General features: G+C 64.6%; 15 protein-coding genes. 13 read left to right on the top strand and 2 right to left on the bottom strand.

Features of this window, described 5'->3' with window-relative positions; all coding sequences use genetic code 11:
- Nucleotides 1-1,389, bottom strand: a complete 1,389-nt coding sequence (locus EN869_RS16805) for a PLP-dependent aminotransferase family protein (RefSeq protein ID WP_127229314.1) — start codon at nucleotides 1,387-1,389, stop codon at nucleotides 1-3.
- A gap of 287 nt (nucleotides 1,390-1,676) precedes the next feature.
- Between EN869_RS16805 and EN869_RS16800 the strand changes: the two genes are divergently transcribed.
- The 9 genes from EN869_RS16800 to otsB all read left to right on the top strand — a co-directional run bounded on the left by EN869_RS16800 (nucleotide 1,677) and on the right by otsB (nucleotide 12,179).
- Complete coding sequence (locus tag EN869_RS16800; protein WP_127229313.1) at nucleotides 1,677-2,855, top strand: ABC transporter ATP-binding protein; 1,179 nt, start codon at nucleotides 1,677-1,679, stop codon at nucleotides 2,853-2,855.
- A gap of 5 nt (nucleotides 2,856-2,860) precedes the next feature.
- Complete coding sequence (locus tag EN869_RS16795) at nucleotides 2,861-3,904, top strand: ABC transporter substrate-binding protein (RefSeq protein ID WP_167498501.1); 1,044 nt, start codon at nucleotides 2,861-2,863, stop codon at nucleotides 3,902-3,904.
- 8 nt (nucleotides 3,905-3,912) lie between these two features.
- On the top strand, nucleotides 3,913-4,128 hold the full coding sequence (locus EN869_RS35085; protein ID WP_245514636.1) for a hypothetical protein: 216 nt from the start codon (nucleotides 3,913-3,915) through the stop codon (nucleotides 4,126-4,128).
- Entirely contained in the window at nucleotides 4,100-5,194 is a 1,095-nt protein-coding gene (locus tag EN869_RS16790) for an ABC transporter permease (RefSeq protein ID WP_245514635.1), read from the top strand. The genes EN869_RS35085 and EN869_RS16790 overlap by 29 nt, the downstream gene beginning before the upstream one ends.
- 2 nt (nucleotides 5,195-5,196) lie before the next feature.
- Nucleotides 5,197-6,015 (top strand): ABC transporter permease, encoded by an 819-nt coding sequence (locus EN869_RS16785; protein WP_127229311.1) that lies wholly within the window; start codon nucleotides 5,197-5,199, stop codon nucleotides 6,013-6,015.
- A 71-nt stretch (nucleotides 6,016-6,086) separates the two neighbouring features.
- Nucleotides 6,087-7,145, top strand: coding sequence for a glycosyltransferase family 4 protein (locus EN869_RS16780; protein WP_127229310.1), 1,059 nt, complete (start codon nucleotides 6,087-6,089; stop codon nucleotides 7,143-7,145).
- 152 nt (nucleotides 7,146-7,297) lie between these two features.
- Entirely contained in the window at nucleotides 7,298-9,460 is a 2,163-nt protein-coding gene (locus tag EN869_RS16775) for an amylo-alpha-1,6-glucosidase (protein WP_127229309.1), read from the top strand.
- 152 nt (nucleotides 9,461-9,612) lie between these two features.
- Nucleotides 9,613-11,400, top strand: coding sequence for a trehalose-6-phosphate synthase (locus EN869_RS16770; RefSeq protein WP_127229308.1), 1,788 nt, complete (start codon nucleotides 9,613-9,615; stop codon nucleotides 11,398-11,400).
- Nucleotides 11,397-12,179 (top strand): trehalose-phosphatase, encoded by a 783-nt coding sequence (gene otsB, locus EN869_RS16765; RefSeq protein ID WP_127229307.1) that lies wholly within the window; start codon nucleotides 11,397-11,399, stop codon nucleotides 12,177-12,179. The genes EN869_RS16770 and otsB overlap by 4 nt, the downstream gene beginning before the upstream one ends.
- A gap of 10 nt (nucleotides 12,180-12,189) precedes the next feature.
- Here the strand turns inward: otsB and EN869_RS16760 are convergent, their stop codons facing one another.
- A complete protein-coding gene (locus tag EN869_RS16760; protein ID WP_127229306.1) occupies nucleotides 12,190-13,221 on the bottom strand; it encodes a hydroxyacid dehydrogenase in 1,032 nt (343 codons plus the stop codon).
- Between the two features lie 144 nt (nucleotides 13,222-13,365).
- On the opposite strand from EN869_RS16760, the gene EN869_RS16755 reads away from it, so the two are divergent.
- The 4 genes from EN869_RS16755 (at nucleotide 13,366) to EN869_RS16740 (ending at nucleotide 17,399) form a co-directional block, all read left to right on the top strand.
- Nucleotides 13,366-14,427, top strand: a complete 1,062-nt coding sequence (locus EN869_RS16755) for a LacI family DNA-binding transcriptional regulator (RefSeq protein ID WP_127229305.1) — start codon at nucleotides 13,366-13,368, stop codon at nucleotides 14,425-14,427.
- Between the two features lie 77 nt (nucleotides 14,428-14,504).
- On the top strand, nucleotides 14,505-15,494 hold the full coding sequence (locus EN869_RS16750) for a substrate-binding domain-containing protein (protein ID WP_127229304.1): 990 nt from the start codon (nucleotides 14,505-14,507) through the stop codon (nucleotides 15,492-15,494).
- Nucleotides 15,495-15,633: 139 nt separating this feature from the next.
- A complete protein-coding gene (locus EN869_RS16745; RefSeq protein WP_127229303.1) occupies nucleotides 15,634-16,626 on the top strand; it encodes an ABC transporter permease in 993 nt (330 codons plus the stop codon).
- Complete coding sequence (locus EN869_RS16740; protein ID WP_127229302.1) at nucleotides 16,623-17,399, top strand: ATP-binding cassette domain-containing protein; 777 nt, start codon at nucleotides 16,623-16,625, stop codon at nucleotides 17,397-17,399. The genes EN869_RS16745 and EN869_RS16740 overlap by 4 nt, the downstream gene beginning before the upstream one ends.

Here is a 17,399-nt window from a genome sequence, read left to right as displayed (position 1 = left end):
TCAGACGAAGCCCGGTAATTGCAGATGACCGGCGGCGAGCAGCTCGGCCATGGTGGTCAGCGCCGAGCGCAGGTCTTCTTGCGAGCGCGCCGCGCCGACATTGATGCGCACGCCGTGCTGGACCGGCTCGCGGCCGACGGCGAAGGCATCGCCCGGCAGCACGGCGACGCCGCGCTCCAGGCAGGTGCGGGCAAAGCCGGCGCCGCGCCAGGGTTCGGGCAGGCGCAGCCAGGCATGCGTCGAGGTCGGGTGGCTCTGGATGTCAAAGCGGCCGAGGATTTCGGAGAGGATCGCCTGGCGCTGGCGCAGTTCCTGTTTCTGGATGTCGATGATGCGGGCGGCAGCACCTTCCTCGATCAATCTCGCGCCAATCAGCGCCGTCAGCGGGCTGATGCTCCAGCAATTGATGCGCAAGGCCGCCGCGACCTGGCCGGCGATCGGGCGCGGGGCAATGACGAAGCCGAGGCGAAGGCCGGGCGCCAGGCATTTCGACAGTGCACCGAGATGGATCGTCAGCTCCGGTTCGAGGCTGGCGAAGGAGGGCGGCGGGTCATCGGCCAGCGGCCGGTAGACGTCGTCCTCGATGATCAGCACATTGTGGCGTCGCGCTACCGCCGCCAATTCATGCCGGCGCTCCGCGCTCAGTGTGATCGTCGTCGGATTGTGCAGTGTCGGCACCAGGAAAACCGCACGCGGGCGAAGCTGCGCGCAAGCTGCCTCGAAGGCGTCCGGACGCATGCCGCCGCGGTCCATGGCGACGCCGCGCAGGTCCAACCCGTGCACACGGCAGAGCGCGTTGATGCCCTGATAGGTCACCTCGTCGGCAAGGATCACCTCACCTTGCCGGGTGACGGCGCCAAGAACGCAGTCGAGGCCATGCTGGGCGCCCGCGGCGAGCACGACACGGCCCGGGTCGCCGTCGCCGGCGACTGCCTTGAACCAATCGGCGACCGCCACGCGTCCCCAGAGCGGTCCCTCCGGCGGGTGATAATCCTGCAGCGAGGCGTAGTGGCGATCCTTGGAAAGGCGTGGCAGCAGAGCGGCTACCGCATCCAGATAGGCGGAGGTAGCCGGCCGGTTGACCGAGAGGTCGATGATACCGCTCTGGTCGCTCGGCGCCGACACGAAACCCGGCTTCTCGCCCGCGTCGCGGGCGGCGACTGTCGTGCCGCGCCCGGGGCGCGCTTCGAGCAGACCTTGCTCCTGCAGGGTGGAGAGCGCCCGCGTCACGGTCGTGACATTGATGCCCAAAGCGCGCGCGATCTCGCGCTGCGGCGGCAGCCGGTCGCCGACGGCAAGCGTGCCCGCGGCGATGCGTTCGGCGATCGCGTCGGCAAGACGGCGATAGACCGGGCTTTCATCCTCGGTGAGGCGAAGATCTTCGAGCATAGGGGGATTCGAACTACGGCTGACGTCTCACTTGTCGGGCATCTAGCATAAGACAACGGTCCGGACAATAGAGCTTGTCCTACATCCAATCCGAGAAAAATTATCACACAATCCCGCATTTTTCAGCTTGACGGGCAAAGTTGTCCGCATTTATGGTCAATTTCACCTTGATTGTGTGACCATACAAGTCGGGCGGCGCGCTGTTTCGGCGGGCCCGCACCGGGAGGACGAGGCATGGATCGCAAGCCGCATGACGAATCGCTAATCGGCAGCCGGGACTGCGAGCGATGAGCGCCAGCCAGGCCTTCGCGCCGACCGGCGGAGCAACGGCTGCGGGCCCAGCGCAGGCGAGAGCCGGCCAGGGCTTCGTCGAATTCGCCGACGTCGAGAAATCCTATGACGGCCGCAGCTTCGCGGTAACGCGGATGAACCTCAGCGTCGCGCGCGGCGAGTTCCTGACGCTGCTCGGGCCGTCTGGCTCCGGCAAGACCACCACGCTCAACATGCTTGCCGGCTTCGAGCGGCCGACGCATGGCACGATCACGCTCGAGGGCCAGCCAGTCGACAGGCTGCCGCCCTATCAGCGCAATATCGGCATGGTTTTCCAGAACTATGCGCTCTTCCCGCATATGACGGTCGAGGAGAATGTCGGCTTTCCGCTCTCCGTCCGCCAGGTGAGCAAGGCCGACATCGCGGCCCGCGTCGGCCGCGCGCTCGACATGGTGCGGCTGAAGCAATTCGGCGACCGCCGCCCGACGCAGCTTTCCGGCGGCCAGCAACAGCGAGTGGCGCTGGCTCGCGCGCTGGTGTTCCAGCCGAGCCTGGTGCTGATGGACGAGCCGCTCGGCGCGCTCGACAAGAAATTGCGCGAGCACATGCAGCTTGAGATCAAGCAGATCCACACGATGCTCGGCGTCACCATCGTCTATGTCACACACGACCAGAGCGAGGCGCTGACGATGTCGGACCGCGTCGCCGTGTTCAACCAGGGCGGCATCGCCCAGCTCGGTTCGCCCGACGATCTCTACAACACGCCGCAAAGCTCATTCGTGGCGAGCTTCATCGGCGAAAACAACACGCTGGAAGGTGTGGTCGACCGCGTCTCAGGTGAGCAATGCCGCGTCCGCCTGAATGGCGGCGGCGAGATCACCGCGCTGGCGGTCGGTGTGACGCAAGGCGGCGCCTGCCATGTCGCGATCCGGCCCGAGCGGCTCAGCCTGTCGGCTGCCGCCAATGGCGGCAACGCGCTGCCAGCGACCGTCGATGGGCGTATCTATCTCGGCGATCACCTGCGCCTTCTGGCCAGGCTCGCCAACGACCAGGTGCTGACCGTCAAGGTCGGCCCCGAAGCGACGATGGCGAATGGCGAGACCGTGACGGTCTCCTGCGCGCCCAACGATTGCCGCGCCTTTCCAGCCGATGCCGGAACGGGCGGCGCCATTCCAAAACAGGGGAAAATGCAATGACACAAATGAGAAAGACTCTTCTCGCGCTCGCTGCCGCCACGGCCTGCATGACCATCGCCGGCGCCGCCTTCGCCGAGGAACTCTCGATCATGGCGAGCGGCGGCGCCTGGCAGGACGCGCAGCGCAAGGCCTGGTTCGAGCCCTTCGCCAAGGAAACCGGCGCCAAAATCCTCGAACAGGAATATCTCGGCGACCTCGGCAAGGTCAAAGCCATGGTCGAGACCGGCAACGTGCCGATCGACCTGGTGACGGTGGAAACCGCGACCGTGCTGCAGGGCTGCGACGCCGGCATCCTCGAGCGGCTCGACTATGCCAAGATCGGACCGCGTGACAAATTCATCGAAGGCTCGGCGCTGGATTGCGGAGTCGGGCTCGATGCTTACGGCGACATCCTCGCCTATGACCCGACCGTGCTCAAGGAAGCGCCGACCTCGGTGCTCGACCTTTTCGACACGACCAAATTCCCCGGCAAGCGCGCCATGCGCAAATTCCCGGCGCAGAACCTCGAATGGGCGCTGATGGCCGATGGCGTGGCGCCGGCCGACGTCTACAAGGTGCTGGCCACGCCGGAGGGCGTAGACCGCGCCTTCAAGAAGCTCGACACGATCAAGAAGGACATCGTCTGGTGGGATGCCGGCGCGCAGCCCGCGCAGCTGCTCGCCTCCAAGGAAGTCGTAATGACCACGGCGTGGAACGGCCGCATCCAGAACGCGATCGACAACGACAAGAAGCCGTTCAAGATCGTCTGGAACAACCAGATCCTCGAATACGACATGATCGCCATCCCGAAAGGCGCGCGTAATCCGGAGCTGGCCTACAAATATCTCGCCTATATCAGCGAGCCTAAGAACAACGCCAAGCTTGCCAGCTTCATCACCTACGGGCCGGTGCGCACCGACGCAGCGTCCTTCGTCGCGGCCGACGCGCTGCCGAAACTGCCCAACGCTCCCGATCATCTGGCCGGCGCTTATCTCGTCGCAGACACCGAGTTCTGGGGCGACTATGGCGAGGACCTCGTCAAGCGTTTCAACGCCTGGCTCGCCCAGTAGGAGACGGCATGTCGGCGCTCCAGCCCAGCGAACTCGACCGGCCGACGCTGGCCCGCGACCGGTCAGCCGCCGATGCGGACCTGAAGTCCGTGTCGGCGGCGCTCCGGCGCGCCGAATTCGGCGACCGGATGCGCTTGCTGCTGCTGGCGGCGCCGCTGCTGGTTCTGCTGGCGCTGAGTCTTCGGCATTCCGATCGTGCTTTTGCTCTCACGCGCAGTCTATGATCCGACCATCGCGGACGCTTTGCCCAAGACGACCGCGGCCCTGGCCGGCTGGAACGGCCAGGGCCTGCCCGGCGACGATGCCTTCGCGGCGCTTGCGGCAGACCTCAAGGACAACCAGGCCAAGGGTACAGCCTATGAACTGGCCAAGAGCCTGAACGCTCGCCTTCCGGGCGCGCGCAGCCAGCTCTTGAAGACAGTGCGCAAGCTCGAAAGCGCCGACGGCCAGGCCGCGCTCGACGCCATGAAGTCGGTGCCGTTCTGGTCGGCGCCAGCGACCTGGCCGGCGATCCAGAGCGGCACGCGCAGCTTCACTTCGTTTTATCTGCTGAGCGCGCTCGACCTGCGCTGGAACGCCGATGGCGCCATCGAGCGGGTGCCGCCGGAGCAGGCGATCTTCATCCAGGTGTTCTTGCGCACCTTCTTCGTTGCCGCGTCGGTGACGCTGGCAACGCTGATCCTCGGCTTTCCGCTCGCCTATCTGATCGCCAACGTGCCGAAGGGGCTGGCGGCCATCCTGATCGTCGCGGTGCTCTTGCCGTTCTGGACCTCGATCCTGGTGCGCACCGCGGCCTGGACGGTGCTGTTGCAGAAGTTCGGCCTGGTCAACGACTTCCTGCTTCTCATCGGCGTCACCAGCGACCGGCTCGACCTGATGTACAGCCGCATCGGCCTGATCATCGCCATGACGCATATCCAGCTGCCGTTCACGCTGCTGCCGATCTACAGCGTCATGCGCACCATTCCGCCGTCGCAGATGAAGGCCGCCTATTCGCTGGGCGCCCGGCCTTTCACCGCGTTCCGCCGCGTCTACATTCCGCAGGTGTTCCCGGGCGTGATGGCCGGCTGCATGCTCACCTTCATCCTGTGCCTCGGCTATTACATAACGCCGGCGCTTATCGGCGGGGCAAGCGATCAACTGATCAGCAATTTCATCGCCAACTACGTCAATGTCGAACTGAACTGGGAGATGGCGGCAGCGCTGTCCTTCATCCTGCTGGTCTTCACGCTGGCGCTGTTCGGCATCTTCGCCCGCGTCCTCGGCCTAGACCGCCTGAAGCTGGTGTAGCCATGCTGTTGTCCCCTTACCCTACAACCAGCGAACGCATCCGCATCACGCTGCTGTGGATATGGTGCGGGCTGGTCATCCTGTTCCTGCTAGTGCCGATCATCATCCCGGTGCCGCTCTCCTTCAACAGCGGCGCCTTCTTCATCTTCCCGCTCGAGGGGATATCAACGCGCTGGTACGAGGTGGTGCTCGGCACCCAGCGCTGGCAGTCGGCGATCGGCAACAGCCTGATCGTCGCCTTCGGCACGACGGTGATCGCGACGACGCTCGGCACGCTGACGGCGATCGCGCTTTCCGATGAGAAATTCCCCGGGCGGCGCATCATCATGCCGCTGCTGTTGTCGCCGCTGATCGTGCCGGTGGTGATCACCGCCGTCGGCTCATACCTGTTTTATGCCCGTGTCGGGCTGGCCAGCACCTATGCCGGCATCATCCTGGCGCACACTGCTCTCGCCAGCCCCTTCGTGGTGGTGACGGTGGGCGCAAGCCTGACCGGCTTCGACCGCAACCTGATGCGCGCCGCGGCGATCTCCGGCGCAAAACCGCTGACGTCGTTCTTCCGCGTCATGCTGCCGCTGATCCTTCCCGGCGTGCTTTCGGGCGCCGCCTTCGCCTTCGTCACCTCCTTCGACGAGGTGGTCGTCGTGCAGTTCCTGGCCAGTGCCGGCCAGCGCACCATGCCGCTCGAAATGTTCATCGGCTTGCGCGAAAAACTGAGCCCCGCGATCACCGCGGCGGCGACCTTGATGATGGGGCTGTCCATCCTGCTTTTGCTGGTGGCGAACATCCTGGCGCGGCGTGGGCGCAAGGCCCCAGCTTAACCCGCGGCCAATTGGGCAGGAACGATCTCGGCGCTGACGCATTTTGCTCGCGTCAACAGCCGAGGGACCCGATGCGCATTGCCCATGTCGCGCCGCTCTACGAATCCGTGCCGCCAAAGCTCTACGGTGGTACGGAGCGGATCGTTTTCTACATAACCGAAGCATTGGTCGAGCTCGGGCACGAGGTGACGCTGTTCGCGAGCGGCGACAGCGAGACTTCGGCCAAGCTGGTGCCCGGGCGCGACCAGGCGATACGGCTCGACCCGCGGCCGAAGAAATCGGAGATTGCCGCGCATCTGGCGATGCTTGCCGATGTGCGCGAGCGCGCCCAAGAGTTCGACGTCATCCATTTCCATCTCAGCCACTTCCTGCATTTCCCGTTCTTCGAGGCCATTGCGGGGCGAACGGTGACGACGCCGCATGGCCGGCTCGACTATGTCGACCTGGCGCCGGCCTATAAACGCTTTCCGCGCTTCCCGATGATCTCGATCTCGCACAGCCAGAAACGGGGATTGCCCGACGCGAACTGGCTGGCCACGATCCATCACGGACTGCCGCTCGACGCCTACCGGCCGACCTATGAGCCGCAGGCGGAGGAACCTTATCTCGCCTTCCTCGGACGGCTGTCGCGCGACAAGCGGCCGGACCGCGCCATCGAGATCGCGCGCCGGACCGGATTGAAGCTGAAGCTGGCGGCCAAGATCGGCGACGACGATCGCGCCTATTTCCGCGACAACATCGAGGCGCTCATCGATGGCGACCGCATCGACTATGTTGGCGAGATTACCGAGGACGAGAAGGCTGCTTTCCTCGGCAATGCGGCAGGCATGCTTTTCCCCATCGACTGGCCGGAACCGTTCGGCCTCGTCGCGATCGAGGCTATGGCCTGCGGCACGCCGGTGATCGCCTGGAACAGCGGCGCTCTGCCGGAAATCGTCGACGACGGCGTCACCGGCTTCGTCGTGGACAGTGTGGATGATGCGGTCGCGTCGATGCCCGCGCTTCTCGATCTGGACCGGCGGCAGGTGAGGGCGGTGTTCGAAAAGAGGTTTTCGGCGGCAAGAATGGCACGCGAGTACGTTGCTGCCTATATGCGTCTGACCGGCATGCCGGAGGCCAAGGCCTCCTGACCTTGATGCCTGGAGCCGGATGATTTCGGGTCTGTTCGACCTGAAATCTCAATCCGGCTCTAAATCAAAGAGATAGAGCATGATATTGTCCGAAAGCGCTTCACACTTTTCGGCATCATGCTCTAGGGCGGGGCAAAACGAAGAGGTGACGAATGATGGAGCTCGACGAGCGCAAGCTCGATCCTGCCGTAGCCCTTTCTTCACTCGACGAGACCGGACCGCGCGAACCGCACCGGCTTTTTGCCCTCAAGCAGGGTGACTGTTTCGCCGTCGCCGACGCCTATGGCGACATCAGGGGGTCGGGCGACGGCTTCTTCCGCGACGACACGCGCGTGCTGTCCGAATTCCGGCTGACCATTGGCGGCCGGCAGATGTCGCTGCTCGGCGCTTCGCTCAGCCAGGACAATGTGCTGTTCACATCCAATCTGACCAATCTGCCGATCCAGAGTGCGGCCGGCCGCGATATCCCGCAAGGCGCGATCCATATCGAACGAGTCAGGCTGATCTGGCAGGACAGGCTGTTCGAGCGCATCACGCTTTCCAACTACAGCCGCGAACATTCGACCATCACGGTCTCGCTGCATTTTTCCGCCGACTTTCGCGACATGTTCGAAGTGCGCGGCTCGACACGGGTCAAGCGCGGCACGACGCATGTCGCCAAGACCGACAAGATCTCGGTGCTGCTCGGCTATGACGGCCTGGACGGCTTGCCGCGGCGTTCGGCAATCTCGTTTTCGCAGGCGCCCGACCAGTTGAGCGACAACCGCGCCGATTTCCTCATCGCGGTGACCAAGCGCAGCCAGAAAGTGCTCTATATCGAAGTGGGTCCCGAGGTCGCCGATACGCCGGACCGCGACCGCTTCCGCGCCGCGGCGGCGCGCGCCCGCTTCGGCATGCGCGCCAAACGCCGGCATGGCGCCACGGTGCACAGCTCGGGCCGCGTCTTCAACGATTGGGTCGAGCGCGCCCGCGCCGACGTGGCGCTGCTCACGACCGAACTTTCGACCGGGCCTTATCCTTATGCCGGCATCCCATGGTTTTCGACGGCGTTCGGCCGCGACGGCGTGATCTCGAGCCTGCAGATGCTCTGGCTCAACCCAGGTCTCGCGCGCGGCGTGCTGGCATTTCTCGCCGAGCATCAGGCGACCGAGACCTCGCCCTTCTCGGATTCCCAGCCGGGCAAGATCATGCATGAGACGCGCAAAGGCGAGATGGCGGCGCTGCGCGAGCTTCCCTTCGGCCGCTACTACGGCGGCGTCGACACCACGCCGCTGTATATCCATCTGGCTTCCGCCTATGCCGAACGCACCGGCGACATGGCCTTCATCGACAAATTGTGGCCTTCGCTCAAGGCCGCCGCCGAATGGACGGAGGAGGCGAGCCGCGCCACCGGCTTCGTCACCTACCAGCGCGCTGCCGAATCCGGTCTCGCCAATCAGGGCTGGAAGGACAGTTTCGACTCGGTCTTCCACGCCGATGGGCGCATTCCCAAGGGGCCGATCGCGCTGGTCGAGGTGCAGGGCTATGTCTTCGCGGCCTTTCGCGGCCTGGCGGCGCTGGCGCGCCGCCGCGGCGAATTCGCCGACGCCGAGCACTGGGAAAACCGCGCCGAGGAAATGCGGGTCGCTGTCGAACGCGATTTCTGGCTGGACGACATGAACTTCTACGCCTTGGCCATCGATGGCGAGGGCCAGCCGTGCAAGGTGCGAACGACAAATGCCGGGCACCTGCTTTTTGTCGGGCTGCCGCAGCCTGAGCGGGCGAAGCTCGTCGCCGACCAACTGCTCTCCGCCTCATTCCATTCCGGTTGGGGGCTGCGGACGCTCGCCGACGACGCGGTGTTCTTCAACCCGATGTCTTATCACAACGGCTCGATCTGGCCGCATGATACGGCGCTTTGCGGGGTGGGTCTCGCGCGTTACGGCGAACGCGAGAGCGTGGTGCGGCTGATGAGTGGCACTTTCGAGGCGGCCGTGCATTTCAACATGCGGCTGCCGGAGCTGTTTTGCGGCTTCACCCGCGCGCCCGGCGAGGCGCCGATCGCGTATCCCGTGGCCTGCCTGCCGCAGGCCTGGTCGGCAGGTTCCACCTTCATGCTGATGCAGGCATGCCTGGGGCTGGAGATCGACGGCTGGGAAGGCGAATTGCACGTCACGCGGCCGAGACTGCCGATCGGTATCGACACGCTGACGCTGAGGCATCTCAGCGTCGGCGACAAGGCAGTCGATCTCACCTTCCAGCGGGTCGGCGACCGCGTCGTGGCTTTCCTCTCCGACCGGCATGAAGGCCAGGTGCCGCTCATCGTCCGCACGTAAACAAAGCGCCGCAACTGCGCATTCAACAATCGAAAAATGTCGGAACCGATATTTGCCTTGCGCGTTTGCAAACCTGAACCGGTCTCCCGGTCCGCAGCCGGCAGCAACGAAAACAAAAAAGAGCGGACAGCCGGAGGCAACCTGGCATCTCAATGACACAATATGGCGTCGACCTGTTTTTGGTTCTTATTCTCGCAAGCCTCGGACTTTCCGCACTCGCGATCTTCATTTCTGTTTCACGGCATCGGCGCCTGAATGCGCGCGCCGCGGCTGCGCCGGCCGATGATGTTGCGTCCGAGGCGGCGCGAAAGATGCTGCGCGAGTTCGAGAAGAACGGGCAGTCGGTCGATGCGGCTCTGGTGACCTGGTCGCCCGAGACCCTGCGCAAGATCCTTGCCGAGGATCTGCCGGATGCGCAGGTCATCGTCGTCTCCAACCGCGAGCCCTATATCCACAACGAGACCAAGGACGGCGAGGTCGAATTGGTGGTGCCGGCGAGCGGGTTGGTCTCGGCGCTGGAGCCGATCACGCGCGCCTGCGCCGGCACCTGGATCGCCTATGGCGGCGGCACCGCCGACCGCAGAGTGGTAGACAGGAATGATCGCGTAGAGGTGCCGCCCGATCATCCGTCCTACACGCTGCGCCGGGTCTGGCTGAGCGACGATGAATACCAGGGCTATTATCTCGGCTTTGCCAATGAGGGCCTGTGGCCGCTTTGCCATATCGCCTTCACGCGGCCGATCTTTCGCGAGTCGGACTGGGAGGCCTATGAAGCCGTCAACCGCAAGTTCGCCGAGACGGTGGTTGCCGAGGCGCGCAACGAGCGGCCGATCGTGCTCGTCCAGGACTATCACTTCGCGCTGTTGCCGCGCATGATCCGCGAGCGGCTGCCCGAGGCGATCGTCATCACCTTCTGGCATATCCCGTGGCCGAATTCGGAAGTGTTCAGCATCTGTCCGTGGCGCGAGCGCATCCTCGACGGCCTGCTCGGCAGTTCGATCGTCGGCTTCCACACCCAGTTCCATGCCAACAACTTCACCGAGAGCGTCGACCGCTTCATGGAAAGCCGCATCGAGCGAGCGGATGCCGCCATTTCGTATGGCGGCCAGGTGACGCTGGTGCATTCCTATCCGATCTCGATCGAGTGGCCGGCCGAGCTCCTGAAATGCCTGCCAAGTGTCGAAGAGTGCCGGGCGCGCGTTCGCAGGCGGTTCAAAATTCCAGCCGGCGCCAAGCTGTGCGTCGGCGTCGAGCGCCTCGACTACACAAAGGGCATCCTCGATCGCTTCCACGCGCTGGAGGAACTGTTCATCCGGCATCCGGAAATGGTGGGCAACGTCGTGTTCCTGCAGATCGCGGCGCCCAGCCGAGGCACGCTGCCAGCCTACAAGCAACTGCATGAGGAATGCCTGCGCTATGCCGAGGAACTCAACCAACGCTATGGCGGCGGCTCCTACCGGCCGGTCGTCATGGTGGCCGAACATCATTCGCAGCTCTCGGTCTACGAACTCTATCGCGCCGCCGACATCTGCATGGTCACCAGCCTGCATGACGGCATGAACCTCGTCGCCAAGGAGTTCGTCGCCTCGCGCGACGACGAGCAGGGCGTGCTGTTGCTCAGCACCTTCGCCGGAGCCTCGCGCGAACTCCTGGAGGCACTGATCGTCAACCCTTACGACGCAGCGATGATGAGCGAGGCGATGTTGCAGGCGCTGACGATGGGGCCGGACGAGCAGCACGAGCGCATGCGGCGCATGCGCGAGATCGTGCGCGACAACAATGTCTATCGCTGGGCCGGCAGCATGCTGCTCGACGCGGCGCGGCTGAGAAAGCGCGGCGACCTCGACCGGGTCACCGCTTCATACGACCGGCCGACGGGTCCCGCCAGCGACAATGTCGTTTCCATGTTCGAACGCAAACAGGCAGTCGGATTCCGATGAACATCCAGGCAGACCTCACCCCGCCGCTTCCCGAAGGCCGCTGGGCGCTTTTCCTCGACATTGACGGCACGTTGCTGGAGCACGCGCCGCACCCCGACGCGGTATCTGTCAGCGAGGAGTTGCGCGCTCTCCTGGGAAGGATCGAGCGTCGCCTCGACGGCGCGCTCGCCTTCATCACCGGACGCTCGATCGCCGCCGTCGACCACCTGTTCGATCCGTTGAAGTTGCGCATCGCCGGCCTTTACGGGCTGGAGCACAGGCTCGCGCCGGATGGAAAGATAGAGGCAGCCGACGCGCCGGCCGATATGGCGGCGCTCGCCGACGAGATCGAATTGCAGCTGGCAAGCAAAGCCGTCTATGTCGAGCGCAAGGGACCGGTGCTCGCCATCCACACAAGAGCCGCACCGCAGCTTCTGGCGCGGGCGACGGAGCTGGTCGAGGCGGCGCTTACGCGCCTGCCGAAGGGCTACCGCGTGATCGCCGGCAATGCCGGCGTCGAGCTGATGCCGCTCGAAGCCGCCAAAGGCGCCGCGATCCGGCGCTTCATGCAACTCGATCCATTCAGCGGCAGGCGGCCTGTGTTCCTTGGTGACGACACCTCCGACGAGAACGGCTTCGACACGGTCAATGCCGCCGGAGGAATTTCGATCCGCGTGAAGCCGCAAGGCGAGACGGCGGCGCGCTTCGCCATCGAAGATGTCGCCAGCGCGATCGCCTGGCTCGGGGCTAATTTCGGGCAACCGGCAGGCCATGTCGCGAGAGACGATCTCGTCGCCTGACGCCGCAGCTTCAGTTCCGGTCGACGGGTTTCGACCGCATCCTCGATACGGTCTCGCGTTCGGCGCGCTTGGAGCGCAGCGGCGGCAGGCCGCGGTCGACCAGATCCATGTCCTCCAGCACCATGTCGCCCATGCGCTTGAAGGCGACGTCGAGCGCGCCGGCGCGGTGTGCCGAGCGCAGGAAGCCGGGGAGGGCGCGGACGGGATGGTCCTTGGCCAGCGGCTCCTCGGGGAAGACGTCGCTGGCGGCGACGATGTGACCGCTCTTCACCGCCGCCATCAGTGCGGCGAAATCGACGACGCCGGCGCGGCTGAGCAGGATGAAGGCCGCGCCTTTGCGCATTTTGGCAAAAGAGTCCGCACCGAGAAACCCTTGGTTCTCGCTGGTGACGGAAGCGACGACGAAAACGAAATCGCTCTGCGACAACACCTCGTCGAGCGAAGCTGGCTCGACGCCGTTGTCGATCAGGATCGACGGCGGCAGCCACGGATCGTAGACCTTCGTGCAGGTGCGGAAGCCGGTCAGCAGTCGGTTGAGCGCACGGCCGAGGTCGCCGAAGCCGATGATGCCGACATCGGCCCCGGAGAGCAGCCGCGCCGTCTGGTTGCCGTCGCCGCCCCACAATTCCTTGCCCTGGCGGAACGCGAGGTCGGCGTCGACGATGTTGCGCGCCAAATTGAGCGCCATGGCAAGACCGAGCTCCGCCACCGGTTCGGCAAAGACCAGGCCGGTGGTGACGACATGGATGCCGCGGGCAAACAGCGTCTCATAAGGCATGTTGTTCAGCAGGTTGGTCTCGACATTGAAGATGCAGCGCAGCGCCGTCATTTTTTGCAGCGTTTCCGAGCCGATGGGCGGCTGGCCAACGATGTAGCGCGCTTCGGCCAGCACATCCGGCGGCAACTTTGCGACGCCTTCTGGCGTTGTCTCGACGATGCGATATTTTTTGCGAAACAGCGCCAGCTGCGGCGGCGTGAAGATCAGGTCGAGCGTGCGCGGTTCGGGCGCGCTGATCACCAGCGGCAAGGCTTTGTCGGACATGATGTTTCCTCCCGGCGCGATTGGATCGCGTCAATCACATCTGTGTTTTTTACTCCGGATGAAACGATTTACACCAGCGAAAAATCGATTTATCGGTTACAGTGATGAGAAGGCGGGCAGGCACCTGCTTTCTGGAGGAGATTAATGGCGCAACGCGAAGTCCAGCAGCGACGTGCGTCGATCCACGACGTGGCAAGCCATGCCGGCGTGTCCGCGGCCACCGTCTCCAAGGTGCTGGCCGGCGTCACCACGGTGAAGCCGGAAAACGCGCGGCGCGTCCTCGATGCCGTCGAGCGTCTCGGTTATCGCGTCGATCCTTTGGCTTCCGACATGCGCAGGGCCAAGCGCCGCATCATCGGCGCCATCATGCCGGAATTCGAAAGCGAGTTCTTCGGCCAGATGGTCACCGAGCTGGAAGGCCTTGCCGAGCAGCGCGGCTATACGCTGGTCGCGGCATCGAGCCGTGAATCGGAAGCGCGCGAGACGGAGATCCTTGCCCGCATGCATGACTGGCGCGTTGCCGGCGTGGTGCTGGCGCCGGTGCGCAACGAGCATGGCCCGGCGGCCGATTTCATGAAAGCCAACGGCATGACCGGCGTGCTGATCGACCGCGTGCTCTCCGACGACGCCTTCGACACGGTCTCGGCCGACAGCGCCGCTGCCAGCGCCGAGGTGGCGCGGATGCTGGTCGGAAAGGGCCACAGCCATATCCTGGTGATTGGCCTTGCCGAGCAGGCGGCGACGGTGCGCGCGCGCCTGGAGGGCTTTCGCTCCCAGGCGCTGGCGCTTAATCCGTCGATGCGCATCGATGTCATCACATCGGAGGTCAGCGTCGAGCCGCTCAGGTCCTCGCTGCGCGACTATTTCGGTCAAGGCGAGCGGCCGACCGCCGTTTATTCGCTGCTCTTGAAGGGCACGCTCGTCGCGCTGTCGGAGTTTCGCCGGCGCGGCTGGCACTGCCCGGACGATATCTCGCTGGTCGGCTTCGACGACGCCGAATGGATGCAGGTGACATGGCCGGCGATCGCCGCCGTGGTGCAGCCGGTGCGCCGGATTGCCAGCGAGGCGATGAACCTTTTGTTTCGCAGGGTCGAGGGCGCCATGGGACCACCCACGGCACGGCTCGAATCCTGCCAGGTGTTGGAGCGGGAATCCGTTGGCTCGCCAGGCAGCGGCCCGCATTCCGGGGGAGGAGACCGACAATAGCCCCCATTGTCGACAACGGAAGGACGGTGCCGGCCTGGCCAAGGCATCCGGCACGCCAGATCAGAAGGAGGACTGGAATGACATCGCTTACCCTGAAGATAAATCGATTTACCCTTGCATTGGGCGTAGGTCTGGCGTTTTCGGCCATCGGCGTCGCCAAAGCGGAGGATGGCGAATATGGCGTGCTGATGAAGACGCTGGCCAACCCGTTCTGGGGCGCGATGGCGCAGGGCGTCGCGGACGGGGCCAAGGAAGCCGGGGTGAAATATTTCCAACAGGCGGCCGAGAGCGACCAGGCCGCCGAGCCGCAGCTCAATCTCTGCAACACGATGCTCGAGCGCAAGCCCGTGGCGATGATCACCGCCGCCATCAACTCGACCAATCTTCTGCCCTGCCTGAAGTCGGCGCAGGAGGCCGGCATCAAGATCGTCGACCTCGACAACAATCTCGACCAGGCGGTGCTCGACAAAGAAGGCGTCAAGGTCACCTTCCATATCGGCTCCGACAACATCGCCGCCGGCGCGCAGGGCGCCGAATATCTCGCCAAGAAGCTCGGCAAGGACGCCAAGGGTCCGGTGCTGGTCATCGAAGGCCTCTCCGGCAACATCACCGGCGAGAAGCGCGCCAAGGGCTTCGCCGAGAAGCTGAAGGAACTGGCGCCTGGCCTCCAGATTGTCGCCTCGCTGCCGGGCGACTGGGATCGCGGCAAGGCCGCCTCGATCGCCACCGACACGCTGACGGCGCATCCCGACCTCGTCGCCATCTTCTGTGCCAATGACGGCATGGCGCTGGGCGCGGTGGAAGCGGTCTATGCGGCCGGCAAGGGCCAGCAGGTGACGATGATCGGCGTCGACGGCAATGTCGATGCCGTGAAGTCGATCAAGGAAGGCCGCCTCAACGCTTCAGTCGCGCAGCTTCCTTATCTCGTCGGCAAGCAGGCGGTCGAGAACGTCAAGAAGGCGCTCGCGGGCGAGAAAGTCGAGGAAAGCATCGCGGTGCCGACGCTGGTGCTGACCAAGGACGTGATCGACGCCGGCAAGGAGCCGATGCTGCAATATGTGAAGTAGTGAAAGGAAGGGAGTAGGGGAGTAAGGCAGTAGGGGAGTAGGAAAGCGTGGTTTGCGCTTCGCAGGCTTGGCCCAGCCGCCTTCTTTCCCTACTCCACTACTAACCTACTCCCTTATTCCCCTACCCGAAGGGTCGAAAATGGCTTCCGAAACGACGCAGCCCGGCTTCTGGGCTCGGGTGCAGCGCGCATCCGTCGAAAGGCTCCACATCAGGCTGGAGTCGCTGGTGGTGCTTCTGGCGCTGAGCACGGCGATGGCGGTGCTGTCGCCCTATTTCCTGTCGCTCAGCAATTTCCTCAACATCCTGCTCGCCACCTCGACGATCGGCGTGCTGGCGATCGCCGCCACCTTCGTCATCGGCTCCGGCGGGCTCGACCTGTCTCTCGGCTCCGTCATGGGACTGGCCGGCGTGGCGGGTGCCTACGTCGCGGTCAATCTCGGCTGGCCGTCGGTCTTCGCGGTGATTGCCTGCATCCTCGCCGGCGCGATTGCCGGATACATCAACGGGCAATTGGTGACCCGCGCCTTCGTGCCAGCCTTCATCGTCACGCTCGGCATGCTGGGCCTGGCGCGCGGGCTGGCGCTGGTCATCTCGCAGGGCAGGGCGATATACGGATTGCCGCCCGAGATCGTCTATATCGGCCAGGGCCGGCCGCTCGGCATTCCGATGCCGGTCATTATCTTCGTGCTCACCGCGATCGTCGCGCATGCGGTGCTTGCTTATACGCGCTTCGGCCGCCATACGCTGGCGCTGGGCGATAGCGAGGGTGCGGCGCGCGCGGCCGGCATTCGCGTCGAGCATCATCGCCGCATTATCTATACGCTCTCCGGTGCGCTGGCCGGGCTCGCCGGCCTGCTCTTCACCGCCCGCGTCAATGCCGGCGACCCGACCGCCGGCATCAACTACGAGCTTACCGCGATCACGGCGGCGATCATCGGCGGCACGAACCTGTTCGGCGGCCGCGCCTCGATCCTCGGCACGATGATCGGCGCGCTGATCATGGGCGTCTTGCAGAACGGGCTGACGCTGCTTGCGGTGCAATCCTACTACCAGCAGATGGCGATCGGCGCGGTGCTGATCCTGGCCGTCTTCATCGACCAGTACCAGGTGCGGAAGGAGTCACGCGTATGACCCTGCTTTCGCTTCACGGCATCCGCAAGAGTTTTGGCGCGGTCGACGTGCTGCATGGCGTCGACCTCTCGGTCGCGGCTGGCGAGGTGGTCGGGCTGGTCGGCGACAACGGCGCCGGCAAGTCGACGCTGATGAAGACCATTACCGGCATCTACCGCGCCGACACCGGCTCGATCGAGTTCGACGGCAAGGACATTCTTGCCCTCGACCCGGGTCAGCGACGCCAGCTCGGCATCGAGATGATCTACCAGGATCTGTCGCTGGCCAAGCAGCAGGACGTGGCCTCCAACATCTTCCTCGGGCGCGAACCGACGAAAAGGTTGTTCGGCCTGCTCCCCGGCTTCGTCGACAAAAGCGAGATGGACCGCCAGGCCGCGAAAATGATCGAGCGATTGGGCGCGCATCTGCCGTCGATAAACCGGTCGGTCGGTTCGTTCTCCGGTGGCCAGCAGCAGACGGTGGCGATCGCGCGGGCGCTCACCTTCAACCCGAAGCTCGTCATCATGGATGAGCCGACGGCGGCGCTTGCCGTGCGCGAGGTGCAGAGCGTGCTTGACCTTATCCGGCGGCTCAAGTCGGAAGGCATCGCCGTCATCCTGATCTCGCACCGGCTGAACGACGTGCTGTCGGTCACCGACCGCATCGTCGTGCTGCGCCATGGGCGAGCGGATGCCGATCTCGTCACCGCCAGGACCAATATGAACGAAGTCGTCAGCCGCATCGTCGGCGGCGGCGACATTGCCGCCGCGGCGGCGCATGAGCAACGAGGCTGA

The organism is Mesorhizobium sp. M2D.F.Ca.ET.226.01.1.1 (assembly GCF_004022705.2).
GTDB lineage: Bacteria > Pseudomonadota > Alphaproteobacteria > Rhizobiales > Rhizobiaceae > Mesorhizobium.
The sequence above is the reverse complement of the archived record's forward strand: the minus strand, read 5'-3'. Positions and strand labels throughout refer to the sequence as shown.

Bases quoted from the DNA above. Each gene is read 5' to 3' on its own strand.
- EN869_RS16745 (WP_127229303.1), top strand. From the start codon at position 15,634: ATGGCTTCCGAAACGACGCAGCCCGGCTTCTGGGCTCGGGTGCAGCGC.
- EN869_RS16785 (WP_127229311.1), top strand. From the start codon at position 5,197: ATGCTGTTGTCCCCTTACCCTACAACCAGCGAACGCATCCGCATCACG.
- EN869_RS16780 (WP_127229310.1), top strand. From the start codon at position 6,087: ATGCGCATTGCCCATGTCGCGCCGCTCTACGAATCCGTGCCGCCAAAG.
- EN869_RS16770 (WP_127229308.1), top strand. From the start codon at position 9,613: ATGACACAATATGGCGTCGACCTGTTTTTGGTTCTTATTCTCGCAAGC.
- EN869_RS16740 (WP_127229302.1), top strand. From the start codon at position 16,623: ATGACCCTGCTTTCGCTTCACGGCATCCGCAAGAGTTTTGGCGCGGTC.
- EN869_RS16795 (WP_167498501.1), top strand. From the start codon at position 2,861: ATGAGAAAGACTCTTCTCGCGCTCGCTGCCGCCACGGCCTGCATGACC.
- EN869_RS16755 (WP_127229305.1), top strand. From the start codon at position 13,366: ATGGCGCAACGCGAAGTCCAGCAGCGACGTGCGTCGATCCACGACGTG.
- EN869_RS16775 (WP_127229309.1), top strand. From the start codon at position 7,298: ATGATGGAGCTCGACGAGCGCAAGCTCGATCCTGCCGTAGCCCTTTCT.
- EN869_RS35085 (WP_245514636.1), top strand. From the start codon at position 3,913: ATGTCGGCGCTCCAGCCCAGCGAACTCGACCGGCCGACGCTGGCCCGC.
- otsB (WP_127229307.1), top strand. From the start codon at position 11,397: ATGAACATCCAGGCAGACCTCACCCCGCCGCTTCCCGAAGGCCGCTGG.
- EN869_RS16805 (WP_127229314.1), bottom strand. From the start codon at position 1,389: ATGCTCGAAGATCTTCGCCTCACCGAGGATGAAAGCCCGGTCTATCGC.
- EN869_RS16750 (WP_127229304.1), top strand. From the start codon at position 14,505: ATGACATCGCTTACCCTGAAGATAAATCGATTTACCCTTGCATTGGGC.
- EN869_RS16800 (WP_127229313.1), top strand. From the start codon at position 1,677: ATGAGCGCCAGCCAGGCCTTCGCGCCGACCGGCGGAGCAACGGCTGCG.
- EN869_RS16760 (WP_127229306.1), bottom strand. From the start codon at position 13,221: ATGTCCGACAAAGCCTTGCCGCTGGTGATCAGCGCGCCCGAACCGCGC.